The organism is Taylorella equigenitalis ATCC 35865 (assembly GCF_000276685.1).
Classification (GTDB): Bacteria; Pseudomonadota; Gammaproteobacteria; order Burkholderiales; family Burkholderiaceae_B; genus Taylorella; species Taylorella equigenitalis.
The window spans coordinates 74,848-91,524 of sequence record NC_018108.1 but is presented as its reverse complement, the minus strand read 5'-3'; the positions used below and the strand labels follow the sequence as shown (position 1 = coordinate 91,524).

The following is a 16,677-nucleotide window of genomic DNA, read 5'->3' as shown; positions in this document are numbered from 1 at the left end:
ACTAATTATCTGGATTTATAGTTTTTGTACCCTCAGGTGTTGGAACTATAAACGGAGTGGTCGGACGGGATTTTTTAGATTGCGCAGGAATCAATAATGTGATTTCAACCCTACGATTTCGTTTTCTATTTTCTGGTGTATCGTTAGAGGTAACAGGCATGGTGTCCGCTTTACCTTCAGACCTAATACGATTAGGTTGTGTCAAACGAGATTCAATAATTTTAGCTACGGCATCAGCCCTAGCTTGTGATAGATCCCAGTTTGAAGGGAATCGAATCGTTTTGATAGGTCTATTATCTGTGTGTCCAGTAATAAGAATATTACCTTCTGTTTCATCTAGTGCATCGCCCAAACGATTAACTACAGATTCAAATTGTTTTTTAATATCTGCAGAACCTGATTCGAAGAATTCATCTCCCCTTAGTTCCACGACACTTCGGTCAGACTCATCGCGTACAGTAAGCAAGTTTTCTCTGATTTCAGATTCAAGATATTGGGCTAGTCGTTTAGGTCCTTCAGTTCTAACAACACGAACGGGTACAGCAATCTGCATAGCAGGTGGTTTGATCTTAACTATGTCATATGCGACATCATCTGACTTTCCGCCGAGTAGCCATGAAAATAATATATATGCTAAAACCGCTAATGCAAATCCAAACACTGCAACAACCCATAGTGGAATTGGAAGGCGTTTAATCTTATTTATAATCTCATCTCCCTTCCAATGCGGAGAAAGAGTGTCAGGATAGGCACCCCTAACTTTTTTAATAATAAGCAACAGGCGCTGTTTCAGGGTTTCTAATTGCGAACGTCCATTTTCAATAACTCTGAATCTTCCTTCAAATCCAAGCATCAAACAGAAATACATAAGTTCTAGAAGATCAATATGATTTTCTGGATTTTGAGAAAGCTTACGAAGTAGTTGGAAAAACTTCTCACCACCCCATGTTTCGTTATGATAGGTAACTAACAAGCTTTTACCAGACCACAATCCCTGTTGCCCCCAAGGAGCCATGGCACAAGCTTCATCTATTGCGGTACATAAACAGTACCTAGCACCTAGAATAGTCTCCTTACTAATTCCCTTTTCTTGAGCCCTAACTTCAAATTGTCTAACTTCTTCAACCAACAATTCACGTAGCATATCCACATTATCGTGATGCTGTGAGAACCTAATTTGTGGTAGCAGTGTCAATAATGGATTAGCGGCCGCAACCAAAGGGTTGGAACCACTAATTACAAAATTATCGGGTCTAATTTTATTTGAATCATCGTAGCGCTGTTGGTGTATCTGCCCCCAAGGCCCCATCTTCGAATCTACATAATCTCTAGAAGACATTAATTACTCACTTCGAATTACGTTTGTCAGTGTTTTTAACAGCCCAGAATAACATATCAAGTCCAGGATATTCACCCGCCAAATGCAGTGCCAATGTTGAAGATTTTTCAAATTGATTCCACATATCTCCATCTTTTACTAGGTTAAAGTAGATATAACCCGCATGGTATGGCAATGCTGCAGGAACTTGATCCATATGCTCAAGCGTAATACCTGGAAGTTGTAAATGTACAAGATCGCGCATACGATTTGTAGGTCCAAGTTTTGCTTGTTGAGGGAATGTCTTGCGTACAGACTCTCCTGGCAAATCCGCTTTGACAGCAAGTACAAATTGCGATTTTGCAAAAAGGCTTTTGTCTGGTACTTTACCCACACTAAGACCATGCCCTTTATCTTCAAGCGGTATAGATACGTATGCATCTTCAAATACGATATTAAGTGCATCACCTATCTGACTCATAAGATTTTCAAGTGGAACTTTTAATGCGTCGTGGTCATAAGAAGGGATTTTATTTATGGCAATGCTATCTGGATGGAACATTGCAAGTTCTGCTACCAACATAGATAAGTATCTGAAGAACACCTCTGGGTGCAGATACTCAAGCGTATATAAGTGTCTAAATAAAATTAAATTTCTATTAACGATACCAAGAATAATTGTTTCGTAAGTAGTACTAGCCGAAGTTCTATTGTTAGGATTAAAGCGCTTAGAAAGCTCAGTAGACCTAAGATTTAATAATTCCACTACTTTTGAAAGATGATTGGTAATAGGATTATCAACAAACGTACAATTTAAAGTTGGTTGGATAAATCCACTATCAACTTCAACTATATTTAATTTATTTTTGCCTTTGTAATGAACAAGTGGAAGCTTAATCCAACTTCCATCGATTTCAGAATCAGGCATAAACCTAAATTTTGGCTTACCTATTTGAACAGGTGCTTCACCTAAAGTTATATCGGAAACATCGGATAGAGTAGTCTCAACAACACTAAATCTAGCTAATAAATCGCTACCTTCGTCATAAGAAACTTCCTGACGTGAAGCCTCTCTTGAAGGTAAAACTAAATAAATAGTTTCCTCTCTAGTTAAAGTATCTAAAGGTAGCATAGGAACCTCATTAGGTCCCAAAGAAAAAGCTGTCCCATCCTTAAAAATACCTGAAGCCTTTAATATTGAAAGTTTATTTTCCTTAAGTGCGTTTTGGTCAATTTCTAACTGAGAGAAACCCCAAAAATAAGTTGAAGATGCCTCAAGAAGCACCTTCTGCTTTGAATCTAAATATCTATCTTGCTGTTGAAAATGCTGAGGGCGCAAGAACATGCCCTCAGTCCATATAACTTTACTTTCTATGCTCATGAATTAAGCCTATTATTTTGTTTCTGGTGGCAATACTACAAGTTCCTTCGCTCCGGCTTGAATTCTAATACGTGCACTTTTAGGGGAACGCTGCCAGAATTTATAAATGTTTGTAGATTTAGCTTCAGGAAGATCAACTAATAATCTCCATTTAGAGGAGTTAAATTCTTTATAGTAGCCGATAACACCGATATGTTTGCTGTTTAAGCTACCAGAGAACTTAAGTTCTTTAGTTTCACCTGGAGAAAGTATTACTGATTTAACTCCAAGAACTTGGTCACCAAGTACTTTTCTGTAGTCTTGTTGTAGAGTAAAAAAGTCTGCTTGATTAAATGCATCAGAACTAGATAATTCATAAACAACAACTTTAATTGGTGAAGGACGACCGTTGCTTTGATTAGAATCTGGAGAAGCTGAAATCTCAACTATATATGGAACAGCCAATTTTTTCTCTGTAGAAGCACATGCCACCACAATAGTAGCAACAAGTGATAAAAGCACCAGTTTAAATAAATTCTTCATAACTAACTCCTATGTTGTATTTTTGAAAGTAACACGTAACAAAACAAAACGTAAAATAACGGTAAAAAAAACGTTATAAAATATCATTTTATGCTTTTACACAGCACTAAGTGCTTGAATAATTGCAATAAATTACTCAGTTTTGCTAGATTAATTATCAATGTTTGACTGACTATTATTAACAAGGATTGTTATATTATCGTTACGGTAATAATTTTTAGGGTTTATTATGAAAAAAAATTTATATCTTTTAAACTGCCTTCTTATTTCTGCAGTGTTGGCAGCTTGTTCATCTCCAAAAAAAGAAGAACCAAAATCACCTTATAGTGAAAAAGAGCAAGTACTACTTGAAGAACTACGCAAAAAATTTACTGCAGGTTCATATGATGCAGTTATCGAAGATGTCTCTCAAATGCCAGAATATCAAGCTGGCGGTTTACCATTCCGTACTCAATCTTTAAAATTCCTAGCATTCTCACAATGTGTTTCTAACAAAGTTAGAGATTGCACAAAAACTTTTGATACCATTTTGGATTTAGATCCTAATTTCAATCTAGAACCAGCTGAAGCAGGTCATCCGTCTTGGGGCCCTGTGTTTGCTAAAGAAAAAGCAAATGCTCACATTGCCACAAAAGCAGACGGATCTCCTAAAGGAAGTTTAAGAGTTATTAACCCTGAAACTGGTAAAGCAATTAAAATTAAATAATTACTAGAAATAGAAAATAATTCTTTAACATTAATTTATTATCCTCATCTGTTACTAGGTTAATCTTAGTCACATTTGAGGATTTAATTTTTTAAGCGAGGTAACGTTTTGGGTATGAAACTATCAATTTACTTAGAAGGAAACTCCTATGCTGAAGTTGATATAGTTCCTCCAGGAATTACTTTAGGTACGGCTTCACATAATGCCGTGATTTTGCAAGATGACTCCAATTCTATAGCTCTTGTACAAGTTGCAATTAGAATCATGCCTAAGGGCGTTATTCTAAAAAATATCGGCGACCTTGAAATTGAGGTCAATTTTCTGCCAGTAGTTAAAGGTCAGGAGATAACTCTTCATGTGGGCGATCAAATCCAAATAGCCCAATACAACTGCACCTGTTCTGAGTCTAAAAATCAGCCCGGAAGCGGTCCTGAATTACAAAACCCAAGGCGTAGAGAAAGACCACAGCCTATACCAAACCAAAATCCAGGTCTTAGACAAAGATCTCCTAATAATATGTCTGGTATGGGGAATAATTTTTATCCAGGCAGTTATAACAACCAAACCCCGAACAGTACTGGTTATCCCCCTAATCAAGGGATGTACAATCAAAATCCTTATCAGCCCAATTTATACCCGCAAAACAATAATCAGGGCATGCCATACCCTAATTCACCATCACCTATGCAAGGTATGAGTAGACCTCAATCTGGATATCCTCAACCTTACGGATACGGTATGCCAAACCGTGCCCCAAACCCTAATCCAAATTTTCAAAATCAGGTTAGACCACAAGTTGGATTTGGTGAACAACCTAATCCACAATTTCAGCCTGCTAGAACTTCTACACCTATGAAAAATCAGAATACTGGATCTAGGCGTAGAGAAAGGGCTCACGGTTTAGGTCCGACAGTTCTTCCTATGGGTGCACCTCCTGTTAAACCTGGTACTGAATTACCTCAAAGGGGTACAGGTAGAAGAAGGGATAGAAATTCCTCAAATAGGGCTACAGCTCCAACTGTTTTACCTATGGGTGCAACGCCTGGCATGCCACCTCCAAACCCTCAATTTCAAGGAAATTATCAAGCAACTCCGATGGGGACTGGTTTGGGTTCTGATATGGGAGTTCCGATGAATCCATTTATGGGTGCGAGCATGAATACACCTATGAGTTATGGTATGGGGAACATGCAACCCATAAGTAGCCATGCACCTATGTTTGAACCTGCTCATTCCACTACTGTGGCTCCTGTTATGGCTTCTGCAAGTGTACCGCAGGTTCAAGCTCAGCATGTTCCACAAGCCATAGAACAGGTTCAAGCTAAACCTGTATTGCCAGTTCAATCACAAACTACAGTTATCCAAGAATCACAAGCTGAAGCTGTAGCTTCTATTAATATGGATGCAGAAGCACCTGCTCAAACTTTACCACCTGCTCAAACAGAAACAACTCACCATTCAGACATACAGCCTGTGATTCCTAATTCTGTTGCAGAGCAAAATATTATTCCTACAGATTCAACGGAACAAATTGCAACTTCTGGATTGGTTACCAATAAATCCATAGATACATCTCAAGTTTCTACACAAATACCAGTGGAAGCTTCACAAGAGGCAAATAGCATAGCTTCAATACTGGCTCAGAAGACTGAAGTGCCTGTTGATATTAGTCATGTACCTCACGGAAACGATGCTATTTCACAACAACCCAATCCTTCATCTTTAATAACAAATGTTCCTGTTGAAGTTTCGACACCTATACAAATTGCACCTTCTTCTGATATTAACCAATCCGAATCATCTGCACCTATAGAAACTGCTGCATTCACACATGATACACCTTTAGAAGGTTCTCCTTTAGCTATTGAGCAAAATTCACAAACAATGGGATCTGATGACCCACTTGGGTTTGACGATTTATTGACACCAGAGGGGCAGGCGGAGGCATTGCCACAGGAACAAATTAATTTTCAACCTGGCATGGAAGCTCAGTATATTGATCCTAATTTGTCAATGGCACAAGGTCAACAACCTGTTATGGAAGCACAATATGTAGACCCTAATCTTGCGTTGGCACATGGTCAACAACCACAGAATATGATTGTAAATACGGGTCAACCTATTCCTGAGCCCGCAAAAATAGACCCTAAAGAGCTAATGCGTGATTTTGATTCAGCTTCTAGGAATCTTGATAGTTTGTCATTAGATGATTTAAGTTTGGATGATTTGTTTGATGATGGGGATTCTAGCGACGACCCATTTAGTATGTTCAAAACTCCGTCGAAACCTGCTCAGAAAGCCAATCCGTACTCACAAAATCCAAATTACCCACCACAAGGTGGATATTACCCAGAGCATCAAGGACAGATGCAAAATCCAAATTACGGTGGATATCCACAAGGAAATGCTCCTCAGCCCAACATGGGCACTCATCAAATGGACAGTCAGTTTTTTAATGATTTATTCAAAGAGGAAGAGAATCCTGAGCAGTATAACTATGATGATAATCAACATCCATTTGCATACCATACTCAAGGGGACAATAAATCTCATGAGCCTATGGATGGGATTGTTGCTTCATCAGTAATTGAGATGGAGCTAGATCCTTTACGTGAGGTTCAATCTGATAGTACAGAGCAGTATGCTCATCATATTTTTTCTAATGACACACCTTCAACTTTAAATGAGTCACAAAACCCTGCAAAACCTACTATTTCAGAGGAAGAAGAGCTGTTTGCACTTTTGGATAGCTTAAAAGAGGATTAAAAAACGGTGTTCTAAGATTTATGTGAACACCGCTATGTCAAGTACATGAGCTTACTGGCTAAGCTATACACATCAAATTCATGTGCAAACTTAATCAACTCCGCCCTAATGGATAATGGACGGAGTTTTATAGCTCACTTAACGTGACTATTTATTAGGCACTTCTGTATAGTCGTATACAAATTCTCCATCTTTTGCATCAAGCGAAAGTGAAGTAATTGTTTGACCACTAGTCGTACCCTCAAGTATTTTGTGTGATACGTTTGGCAATACTGTATTAGTTAGAATTGCATCTACCATACGACCGCCAGACTCAACCTGTGTACAACGGCTAACGATAAGCTTGATAGCTTCATCGGTAACTTTAAAGTCGATATTGTGGTTTTCTTTAAGACGTTTCTCAATACGACGCAATTGTAGTTTGACAATATTGCCCAACATTTCATCCGATAGAGGGAAATATGGAACTACAACTAGACGTCCTAGCAATGCCGCTGGGAATGTTTTAAGTAATGGCTCACGAAGTGCATTTGTTAAGCCATCAACATCAGGCATTAGCTCAGGGTCCTTACACAAATCCACAATACGGTCTGTGCCTACGTTCGAAGTAAGGATAATTACTGTATTTTTGAAGTCGATATATCGACCTTCTCCGTCTTCCATAAAACCTTTATCAAAAACTTGGAAGAAGATTTCATGAACGTCAGGGTGGGCTTTCTCAACTTCATCAAGTAACACTACACTGTATGGACGACGACGAACCGCCTCTGTCAACACACCGCCCTCACCATAGCCTACATACCCTGGAGGTGCACCTTTTAATGTAGACACAGTGTGAGCTTCTTGGAACTCTGACATGTTGATAGTGATAAGATTTTGCTCACCACCGTATAAAGATTCTGCAAGAGCAAGAGCTGTCTCAGTTTTACCAACACCTGATGGGCCAGTTAGAAGGAATACACCCACTGGTTTGTTAGGGTCGGTAAGTTTTGCACGTGAAGTTTGAATACGTTTAACAATAGTTTCTAAACCGTGACGTTGTCCGATAACACGTTTTTCAAGCGTATCGGCTAATGTAAGGATAGAATTAGCTTCGTTTTTGACCATGCGACCAACTGGGATGCCTGTCCAGTCAGCAACTACAGAGGCTACTGCATTGCCATCCACAGAAGGGAAAATCAATGGATATTCGCCTTGTTTTTCTAGTAGTTTTTGTTGTACATCACGGAGTTCTTTGCGTACTTCATCAAGCTCTTTCTCGGAAAGTTTTTTAGACTTAGGTGCTTCTTTTAAATCCTCACTAACATGTTCCTTAGGTTCTTCTTCGGCTTGTGTTGCTTCTGTAGGTTGAGATGCTTCTTCAGATGAGGAGTCCGCTTGAAGTTCAGGATTTTTAGCAAGTTCTGTAGGGATACTTTTCGATTTTTTACGAGAAAGGTCTGTATTTTCTTGGATAATTTTGCGAAGTTCAAAGATTTTCTTAATTAGCTCTTTCTCTTCGCTCCATTTTGCATCTAATTCTTTTTGACGCTCTTCAAGTGTATCAAGCTCTTTCTCGATTTCTTCGAGGCGTTCAGATTTATCGTGACCAAGTTTTTGTTCACGTAATGCAATTTCACGCTCTGTGTTTAAATACTCTATGGTTCTACGTGTATCTTCTAAAGCTGCAGGCTCAGCATATTGGCTAACAGCCACACGTGCACATGCCGTATCTAGGAGGGCAATGGCTTTGTCTGGCAATTGTCTAGCTGGAATATATCTATGTGATAGTCTCACCGCAGCTTCGATTGCTTCATCTAGAAGAAGAACTTTGTGGTGATTTTCTAATGGTTCAGAGATACCACGCAACATGATTAATGCTTTTTCTTCATTTGGCTCGTGGACTTGAACTGTTTGAAAGCGTCGTGTCAATGCTGGGTCTTTTTCGATATATTTTTTATATTCAGCCCAAGTTGTAGCACCGATAGTTCTTAGCTGACCACGTGCTAGAGCTGGTTTTAAAAGGTTAGCTGCATCCCCAGTTCCCTGAGCACCACCAGCCCCTACAAGTGTATGGATTTCGTCTATAAATAAAACTATAGGTTTTTCACTTGATTGAACCTCATCGATCACAGATCTTAAACGAGATTCGAACTCACCTTTCATGCTTGCCCCTGCTTGAAGCAAGCCAATATCAAGTAGGTATAAAGTTACATCACGCAAAGTTTCTGGTACATCACCTTTAGCAAGGCGTAGTGCAAATCCCTCAACGACTGCTGTTTTACCTACACCCGCTTCACCAGTAAGTAGTGGGTTATTTTGACGACGTCTCATCAAAATATCTACAATTTGACGAATCTCCTCATCACGACCAGAAACAGGGTCGATTTCCTTATTGCGAGCTTTTGCTGTAAGGTCAACAGCATATTGAGCTAATGCAGATTTTCCAGAATTTTGAGGCGATGCTGAGGCTGAAGCTCCAGTCGATGCTTGACCTAATCCAACTGAATCTTTCTCTTCAGCCGAATTTTTAACAATATCGATTAGATTTTCTGCAAGCACATCTGGTGTAATTTTTTTAAATTCAGAACTGATACCGTATAGTACTGAACGTAAAGAATTTGTTTTCAATATACCCAATATCAAGTACCCACTGCGAATGCGAGCATCTCCATATTTTAGAGATCCATAAACCCACGCACGTTCAGTAGCACTATCAATATGCTCTGATAAATCTGAAACAGAGCTTGCACCACGAGGTAATTCATCAAGCGATGCTACAACATCACGCTCAACGGTTTCGATTCGCAAGTCAAAATGGCGAATAATTTTTTGCAAATCACTGTCATGTTCATGAAGAATTTGATGAATCCAATGCACAAGTTCAACAAATGAATTTCCGCGAAGTTTGCAAAATGAAGTAGCACCCTCAAGAGAACGGTAAAGCAAAGTATTAAGTTTGCCAAAGAGGTCGGTACGATTGATATCAGACATATATGTAGTTTTTGATAGAAAGAGAAAAAATTTTGAGAAAATTTAACATGTGAAGTTTATTGTTTTATTACAATGTAACAATCGACTTTGAGGCTTAATAAAAAATGTAGCAATTTTTTGATATCATTGCCAAATTATTGAGCATGACTATGACTAAGAAAGTTTCTAAACTTCCACCAGATTATTGGGTGAATCTAGCTGAGTATCCATACGATCACAGCTTCTACCAAGTATTACGTTATTTAGATGCCAAGCATCAATTGCGTAAACCTATAGGTCGCAATACGTCGCCTTCGCATGAGCCGTTCCGCATGAGGCAGGAACCGTCAATGATATTTGCACCTTCAAATCTAACACGGGTAGATATTCACGATAACGGAAGACCTCCCACTATTTCAATTTTAGGCTTCGGCTTGTGGGGTCCTAACGGTCCACTTCCTCTTCATCTCACAGAGTATGCAAAAGAGCGCATATATCATCATCGCGATAAAACTTTATCGGCGTTTACGGACATATTTCATCATCGCCTAATTACGCTTTTTTATCGTGCTTGGGCTGATGCACAAAATACTGTCGGCCTGGATTTACCTAATTCACCTTTTAAAAAATACATTGGAAGTTTTATTGGACTGGGCATACCAAAGGCATTAAATAACGACTCCATTTCCGATAGTGCGAAATTATATTTTTCAAGCCATCTTTTAAGACAGACACGAAATCCTGAAGGTCTTACGCAAATGCTTAGAAAGTATTTTGAAGTACCTGTAAATATTTTAGAGTTTATTCCTCAATGGATTTTTATCGAGAAAAATGAACGCTCAACTTTAAACGGCACTGTTCAACTGGGCGTAAATTGCATTATCGGCACTCAGGTTCGTGATGTTCAGCATAAGTTCAGAATACAAATTGGTCCTGTTAATCGTGCAAAATTCGAATCCTTTTTCCCTGGCACAAAAAATGCTAAGCAACTCATAGAGTGGGTTCGCCTTTATGTAGGTTATGAATTTGCATGGGATGTTCAGCTGATATTACTTGATGAATTCAGAGGGCAGACACGCTTAGGAAGAAATGCACTTCTTGGATTGTCTAGTTTCTCAGGCAAAAACACTAAAAAAACAGATGACTTTGATGAACTGTTTATAGACTACGAAGCTCGTGATAGAAATAAACGCCATCAGGATGCACTCATAAGCACTATGTTTGTTTCCGATTCAGATGAGAGCGAAGCCCCTCAAGCGACACTCTAGTTTCATCGCCCTTTCTGAAGCTAGAGGCTTTCCATGCATGCCCGTAAGCAATTTCTAAAGTAAGCTCAAGTAAACCTTCTCTGTTTCTTTTGGCCTCTAATGCTTCGAGCAACCTTTGCAATCCCGATTTCGTAGAAAGTTCACTTCGTGGCAATGTACAAGCATTACCACCAAAAGCATATATATCATCCATCAATTTTTTGCTACTTTTGTATGTCAATTTTAGTAGCTCTTGATCCATAACGGGGTCTGCAAATCCGCACTCCAACAGCATATCACCATAATCGTGCATATCGATAAAAGGATGCGTCTGTACATTTTTTAACCCTGCATGTTCAATAGCATCTCGAAGTTCTCTGAAAGTTGCAGGACCAAATGTAGAAAACATCAAAAGCCCTTCGGTTTTAAGTAACCGCCGAATTTCGCTAAAAACAGACAATGGGTTTGGGTGGCAATGCACTGATAAATTCGCCCATACCAATTCGGCACTTTCAGGATCAATTTCCGTATTAGCCATATCTGCAAGCAAACAACTAGCTTCAGCAGGCTTAAAGCCAACAAGAAATCGCTTTTTTAATAAAGGATTTTTATTTAGAAAGGACTGACAAATTGCAAGACGCTTATCAGAAAAATCCACACCAATGTATTGGGCATTTTTAAATCGATTACGAAAATCTGAAAAATGCCGTCCATCACCACAACCCAAATCGATAATTCTTTTTGGATCTACTTTTATATAATCCAATTTTTCAAACATTCTGTGGAAAATTTCATCGTACAAAAATAGTGAATCTTTTGAATATGCTCTTCTATCAAATTGCTTTTTGACCCGATTTTTATTGATTATTGATGGATTTATTGGGGTGGACAATTTCATCCTCGTATTGATGATTAAGTGAATAAATTATACATTTGACTATGAATTTCTTATCTCTAATTCCAAGTGTTTGCCCTATGTGCGAAGGTCCTGCAAAATATAGAAAATTTTGTGAAGGGTGCACAGAAGATATTTTATTTAGCATGCATAATCACAAGTACAGGTGCGATCATTGTTTACTAGCCCTGCCCGAGGAGATGGATTGCCCAAATTGCCTAGATTATTTTATTGACGTGAATAAAGTGTACGCATTATTTGACTACATCCCGCCCTTGCAAAGCTTAATACTAAGATATAAAAATGCAGGCGAATCCTACCTTGCTTCATACTTTGGGGCGTTATTTAAGCAACATATTAAATTCGAGGATTTTGATGAAGATACTGTGTTTGTGCCCATTCCAAGTAGAAACCCTTCATTAAGAAAAAGAGGGTACAATCCAGCTTCTCTATTTGCACAATCCCTAAAAAAACACTATTTAGGTAAAATTGAAACCTCAATTTTGCGTTGTAGACATCATGACAGCAAAGTTTTAAAAGCACTTGACCAAGCCCAGAGGTTTGCCTCAAGCAGTAGCCAGTATTTTTGTGCATACAGAGCAAAATTTAAAAAAGTAATTATAGTGGACGATGTACTAACCACAGGAAGTACAATTCATGCAGCTTCTCGTGCACTTAAAGCTGCAGGAGTTGAATCCATTCAGGCCGCAGTGATTGCAAGAGCGGCTATTCCAGGTTTATTTTGAATATGTTTAATATCGTATTAGTTTCGCCCGAGATGCCAGCCAATGTTGGTAATATTATCCGACTATCCGCAAACACAGGTTGCAATTTACATTTAGTTAGGCCCTTTCTTTTCCATTTAGATGATAAACACCTAAAAAGAGCTGGATTAGATTATCACGAGTATGCAAACATAAAGATTCACAATACGCTTGAAGAAGCTCTAAATACGATAGGTACTGATAGAAATAGATGCTTTGCCATATCAACAAAAGGAAAAAAACATTTGTCCGACATTAATTTTCAAAAGGGAGATGTTTTTATTTTTGGCAGAGAAAGTGCGGGACTTAAAGACTATGAATGGTCAATAATTGGTATTGATCAAGCAGTTCGTATACCAATGAAGGCTAATTCCAGAAGTCTAAATATTTCTAATGCAGTTGCCATCACTGTGTATGAGGCATGGCGTCAGATTGGATATACAGATAGTTTGTAAGCTTAACTACTTTTTCCAAAAGTGTGGCGACATAAATACCAAAACAGTAAATATGTCTAACCTGCCTATAAGCATCGCTATAGAGCAAACCCAAAGACTAAAATTTGAAAATCCGCTGTAATCTCCCATAGGTCCGGTCTCGCCGAGGCCAGGACCGATATTACTCATATTAGCTATGATTGAGGTAAATGCAGTATGAAAATCCACACCACTTATTACCAACAAAGAAGAACCTAAAACCAGAATTGCTCCATAAATTATGAAGAAAAGCAAAATTGATAAAACTATTTTGTTGGATATTTTGTTGCCCTTAATGCTTATTGGAAATACTCCGTGAGGGTGCAAAATTTTGCGTATCTCATTTTTTATTTGTTTAATGAGTATAACCATGCGGATAATCTTCATACCTCCTCCAGTTGAACCTGCAGAGGTAGCAAATGTCCCTAAAACAAGCATCCAAAGCGATAAACCAATAGGCCATAATGAATAATCTGCACTTGCATATCCAGTGGTGGTAGCAAGAGAGATGGTATTAAAAAGACCTTTTCTTAAAGTGGTACCAAAATCTAAATAATAGCCTGCAAGGTATAAAAAAATACTGATAATCAAACCACTAAAAAGGGTAAGAACTAAAAATGGCAATGCTTCTGGACAATTAAAATAAGCTTTAAAATTTCTGGTCCTTAAAGCCGAATAATGGGTTGCAAAGTTTACTCCCGCAAAAAGCATAAATACACATGCTACGATTTCGGCTGCAGGATTATTCATTTCTGTAAACCCACCGGTATAAGTAGAAAATCCGCCAGTACTCATGGTAGAGCCTGCGTGGCACCATGCATCAAACCAAGACATCCCACACAACCTGTAGGCTAAAAAACATATCAAAGATGCAGAGATATATATCGAATATAAAACTTTAGCAGTACCCGCAATTCTAGGAGTTAGTTTTTCTTCCTTCATCGGTCCAGAGGCTTCGGTACGAGAAACCTGATGACCACTGACGCCTAAAAGAGGAAGTATAGCCACAGCTAAAAGAAGAATTCCCATACCACCAAACCACATAATCGTATGTCGCCATAAATTTATGGATTTTGGCAATGATCCCACATCACTAATCGCCGTACCACCAGTAGTTGTAATGGCAGATACTATCTCAAAGTACGCTTTAGAAAAACTAAGAGAAAACTCGGACTCGGTATGAAAAGGCATTAAAAATGGCAATGTCCCTAAAGCAGGAAACAAGAACCATACCAAAACGACCAGCATAAGCCCATCTCGAAGCTGCAGGTCCCTTTTAAAGTAGTACCCTAAAGCAAATAAAAAAGAACCAATACTGAATGCGATAAAAAAAGCGTACAGAAAATTTCTATCCCAACCGTCCTCGAAATAGATTGATGCTACATATGGAATTAGAAATGTTAAGGACCAACAAACAATTGTTACTCCTAAAGAATGCGAAATATATAAAAAGCGTTTCACTTAGGAACCTAGACGAATAAAAGCGGCGCTTGGAATATTTTTTCGATGCGCTTCATCGCCTTACGATTATTGGAATAGATAATTGCATGGTCGCCTGATTCGATGGTCGTATCCTGTTTTGGAATAATAACTTCGCCATCGCGAATTATGGCTGCAACTTTTACTGAATTAGGAATGTGAATCTGATCCATTCGCTTGCCGATAATAGAAGAAGTGTCCTTAGAACCCATAACTTTAAATTCAATAGCTTCAGCTTCTCCACGTCGCAATCTATGCCCACGTACAATTGCTCCTACACGGACTTCATGCATGAGTGCCCCGATAATCGCCTCAGATGGAGATACGGCAACGTCAATCATGCTTCCTTCCATCAGTTCGCCGTACATCTGACGAGTAATAATGGCTATCACTTTTTGAGCACCGAGACGTTTTGCAAGCAAAGAGGACATGATATTTTCCTCATCGTCATCGGTAATTGCAATCCACGTGCCCATCTCTTTAATGTTTTCAGAGACCAAAAGGGCTTCATCTGTTGCATTTCCGTTTAGAACAAGTACTTCCTCTGGCAATGTAGCAGCCAGGAACTCACACCTCTCTTTGTTTTTCTCAATTACACGTACATTAAAACCCAACACAGCCAACGACTCAGCTAATCGTGATCCTATTTTTCCACCTCCTGCAATCATCACTGACTGAGAAAATTTTCTATCTCTCGAAAGCGTGTTTATAATTCTGCTTGATTCCGAGGTATCAACCGCAACAGCAAGCTCATCTCCAGCTTTTAACGTAAATAACCTATCCAACGGAAGCGATTCACCATCACGAATTAGCTCTAATATCCGTCCCTGACCGTTAGGAAGATTGAGGTGATTTTTATCAATTTGAAAATCAAGAAGACTGCTTCTTTTACCTAATTTTATGATGGCAATGCTCACATCATCCTGTGCAAAATTTACAACTTGAAGTGCATCAGGAAATACAACCAAACCCTTAAGAAACTGAGTAACACTAGCTTCTGGGCTAATGATAGTATCGATACCAAAATGATCTCGCAGTACTTCTCTATGGTCATCATAATATGGTGCACGGATTCTGGATATGCAACGTGGCACATTAAACATATCACGTGCTAGCTTACAAACTACAAGATTTACTGGGTCGGATGAAGCACAAGCTACAACTAAGTCCGCATCGGCAATATTAGCTTTCTCTAGCACTTCTGGAATTGAAGCATCGCCTAGTACACTTCTTAAATCATATCTTTCTTGAAGATAACTTAACTGCTTAGAATCAGTATCAATGACGGTTATGTCATTATTTTCGGAGACAAGATTTTCAGCTACGCTAGAACCAACGCGACCTGCTCCAACAATTAAAATTTTCATGTAAATGTACTAGTTATTGCGATTCTTACGAGAATCCACACCAAGTTGACGTAGCTTACGATAAAGGTGAGTACGCTCTAACCCAGTACGTTCAGAAACCCTAGTCATACTATGATTTTCTTTTTCAAGATGATATTCAAAATAAATTCTTTCAAACTCATCGCGCACGGTGCGTAGTGGTTTGTTAAGTGAAAGACTGCCTAAATAACCGGTTTTAGTGGGATCATCGGCTTGTGAAGAAACCATCTGAGGTTGAGCTATCTGCCGTGGCTGAATCACATCGGGATGATATGAGGTTGTGTGATGATGAACTTGTGGAGCAGATGGCATTGTAGTGTAATGAGTTGGACGTACAGGCACAGCCCCAGGTCGAATGATTGGTCTTTGAAGGACCTGACGAACTGTAGTCATCAGCTTATTAAGTGTAATAGGTTTTTCTAAAAAATCAGCAGCACCAATACGAGTTGCTTCTATTGCAGTGTCAAGTGTGGCATGACCGCTCATCATAATGACTGGCATATCCAACAAGCCCTGAGAACTCCACTCTTTTAAAAGGCTCACACCGTCTGCATCAGGCATCCATATGTCTAACAGAACTAGATCTGGTCTTTCAGATAAACGTGCTGCTCTAGCCTCCGCAACATTAGCCGCAAGGTCGACACTATGACCTTGTTCATAAAGGATTTCTTGTAATAACTCGCGGATACCGATCTCGTCATCGACAACTAGGATTTTAGCCATAAAACTTGCTCTTAGAATAAGTGTATTTAATCTTTAAGAATTAACAAGACTCTTATTATTCGGAAA

General features: G+C 38.8%; 13 protein-coding genes. 5 read left to right on the top strand and 8 right to left on the bottom strand.

Annotated features, from left to right (window positions below; translation table 11 throughout):
* Position 1: 1 nt before the first annotated feature.
* From KUI_RS00435 to tssJ, 3 genes are read right to left on the bottom strand one after another with little or no spacing between them, the layout of a single operon-like run.
* Complete coding sequence (locus KUI_RS00435; RefSeq protein ID WP_014840021.1) at positions 2 to 1,339, bottom strand: DotU family type VI secretion system protein; 1,338 nt, start codon at positions 1,337 to 1,339, stop codon at positions 2 to 4.
* Positions 1,340 to 1,346: 7 nt separating this feature from the next.
* A complete protein-coding gene (gene tssK, locus KUI_RS00430; protein ID WP_014840020.1) occupies positions 1,347 to 2,699 on the bottom strand; it encodes a type VI secretion system baseplate subunit TssK in 1,353 nt (450 codons plus the stop codon).
* A 12-nt stretch (positions 2,700 to 2,711) separates the two neighbouring features.
* Positions 2,712 to 3,221: a type VI secretion system lipoprotein TssJ gene (gene tssJ, locus KUI_RS00425; protein WP_014840019.1), complete on the bottom strand. Its 510-nt coding sequence runs from the start codon at positions 3,219 to 3,221 to the stop codon at positions 2,712 to 2,714.
* A gap of 229 nt (positions 3,222 to 3,450) precedes the next feature.
* On the opposite strand from tssJ, the gene KUI_RS00420 reads away from it, so the two are divergent.
* Both KUI_RS00420 and KUI_RS00415 read left to right on the top strand, forming a co-directional pair.
* Positions 3,451 to 3,927: a TssQ family T6SS-associated lipoprotein gene (locus KUI_RS00420; protein WP_013521883.1), complete on the top strand. Its 477-nt coding sequence runs from the start codon at positions 3,451 to 3,453 to the stop codon at positions 3,925 to 3,927.
* Between the two features lie 114 nt (positions 3,928 to 4,041).
* On the top strand, positions 4,042 to 6,693 hold the full coding sequence (locus KUI_RS00415) for a hypothetical protein (RefSeq protein ID WP_014840018.1): 2,652 nt from the start codon (positions 4,042 to 4,044) through the stop codon (positions 6,691 to 6,693).
* A gap of 147 nt (positions 6,694 to 6,840) precedes the next feature.
* Here KUI_RS00415 and tssH read toward each other — a convergent pair whose 3' ends face one another.
* Positions 6,841 to 9,666 carry a type VI secretion system ATPase TssH gene (tssH, locus tag KUI_RS00410; protein WP_014840017.1) on the bottom strand — a complete coding sequence of 942 codons (2,826 nt, stop codon included), beginning with the start codon at positions 9,664 to 9,666 and terminating at the stop codon, positions 6,841 to 6,843.
* A 143-nt stretch (positions 9,667 to 9,809) separates the two neighbouring features.
* Between tssH and tssG the strand changes: the two genes are divergently transcribed.
* Positions 9,810 to 10,913, top strand: coding sequence for a type VI secretion system baseplate subunit TssG (gene tssG, locus KUI_RS00405; protein ID WP_014840016.1), 1,104 nt, complete (start codon positions 9,810 to 9,812; stop codon positions 10,911 to 10,913).
* On the opposite strand, the gene KUI_RS00400 is transcribed toward tssG, so the two are convergent.
* On the bottom strand, positions 10,861 to 11,790 hold the full coding sequence (locus KUI_RS00400) for a methyltransferase domain-containing protein (RefSeq protein ID WP_014840015.1): 930 nt from the start codon (positions 11,788 to 11,790) through the stop codon (positions 10,861 to 10,863). The two genes, tssG and KUI_RS00400, sit on opposite strands and share 53 nt — an antisense overlap.
* 41 nt (positions 11,791 to 11,831) lie before the next feature.
* Here KUI_RS00400 and KUI_RS00395 point away from each other — a divergent pair, with 41 nt between their 5' ends.
* Positions 11,832 to 12,533: a ComF family protein gene (locus KUI_RS00395; protein WP_014840014.1), complete on the top strand. Its 702-nt coding sequence runs from the start codon at positions 11,832 to 11,834 to the stop codon at positions 12,531 to 12,533.
* 2 nt (positions 12,534 to 12,535) lie between these two features.
* Positions 12,536 to 13,006 (top strand): tRNA (cytidine(34)-2'-O)-methyltransferase, encoded by a 471-nt coding sequence (locus tag KUI_RS00390; RefSeq protein ID WP_014840013.1) that lies wholly within the window; start codon positions 12,536 to 12,538, stop codon positions 13,004 to 13,006.
* 6 nt (positions 13,007 to 13,012) lie between these two features.
* Here the strand turns inward: KUI_RS00390 and KUI_RS00385 are convergent, their stop codons facing one another.
* Genes KUI_RS00385 through KUI_RS00375 form a run of 3 tightly spaced genes read right to left on the bottom strand, consistent with a single transcriptional unit; the run spans position 13,013 to position 16,611 of the window.
* Positions 13,013 to 14,485 carry a TrkH family potassium uptake protein gene (locus KUI_RS00385; RefSeq protein ID WP_013521877.1) on the bottom strand — a complete coding sequence of 491 codons (1,473 nt, stop codon included), beginning with the start codon at positions 14,483 to 14,485 and terminating at the stop codon, positions 13,013 to 13,015.
* An 8-nt stretch (positions 14,486 to 14,493) separates the two neighbouring features.
* Entirely contained in the window at positions 14,494 to 15,870 is a 1,377-nt protein-coding gene (gene trkA, locus KUI_RS00380) for a Trk system potassium transporter TrkA (RefSeq protein WP_013521876.1), read from the bottom strand.
* Positions 15,871 to 15,879: 9 nt separating this feature from the next.
* Positions 15,880 to 16,611: a response regulator gene (locus KUI_RS00375; protein WP_013521875.1), complete on the bottom strand. Its 732-nt coding sequence runs from the start codon at positions 16,609 to 16,611 to the stop codon at positions 15,880 to 15,882.
* Positions 16,612 to 16,677: the final 66 nt, after the last annotated feature.

What these genes read in the sequence shown, in the direction of transcription:
- tssH (WP_014840017.1), bottom strand. Translation starts at nt 9,666, where the DNA reads ATGTCTGATATCAATCGTACCGACCTCTTTGGCAAACTTAATACTTTG.
- KUI_RS00435 (WP_014840021.1), bottom strand. Translation starts at nt 1,339, where the DNA reads ATGTCTTCTAGAGATTATGTAGATTCGAAGATGGGGCCTTGGGGGCAG.
- KUI_RS00375 (WP_013521875.1), bottom strand. Translation starts at nt 16,611, where the DNA reads ATGGCTAAAATCCTAGTTGTCGATGACGAGATCGGTATCCGCGAGTTA.
- tssG (WP_014840016.1), top strand. Translation starts at nt 9,810, where the DNA reads ATGACTATGACTAAGAAAGTTTCTAAACTTCCACCAGATTATTGGGTG.
- tssK (WP_014840020.1), bottom strand. Translation starts at nt 2,699, where the DNA reads ATGAGCATAGAAAGTAAAGTTATATGGACTGAGGGCATGTTCTTGCGC.
- KUI_RS00420 (WP_013521883.1), top strand. Translation starts at nt 3,451, where the DNA reads ATGAAAAAAAATTTATATCTTTTAAACTGCCTTCTTATTTCTGCAGTG.
- tssJ (WP_014840019.1), bottom strand. Translation starts at nt 3,221, where the DNA reads ATGAAGAATTTATTTAAACTGGTGCTTTTATCACTTGTTGCTACTATT.
- KUI_RS00395 (WP_014840014.1), top strand. Translation starts at nt 11,832, where the DNA reads ATGAATTTCTTATCTCTAATTCCAAGTGTTTGCCCTATGTGCGAAGGT.
- KUI_RS00415 (WP_014840018.1), top strand. Translation starts at nt 4,042, where the DNA reads ATGAAACTATCAATTTACTTAGAAGGAAACTCCTATGCTGAAGTTGAT.
- KUI_RS00400 (WP_014840015.1), bottom strand. Translation starts at nt 11,790, where the DNA reads ATGAAATTGTCCACCCCAATAAATCCATCAATAATCAATAAAAATCGG.
- KUI_RS00390 (WP_014840013.1), top strand. Translation starts at nt 12,536, where the DNA reads ATGTTTAATATCGTATTAGTTTCGCCCGAGATGCCAGCCAATGTTGGT.
- trkA (WP_013521876.1), bottom strand. Translation starts at nt 15,870, where the DNA reads ATGAAAATTTTAATTGTTGGAGCAGGTCGCGTTGGTTCTAGCGTAGCT.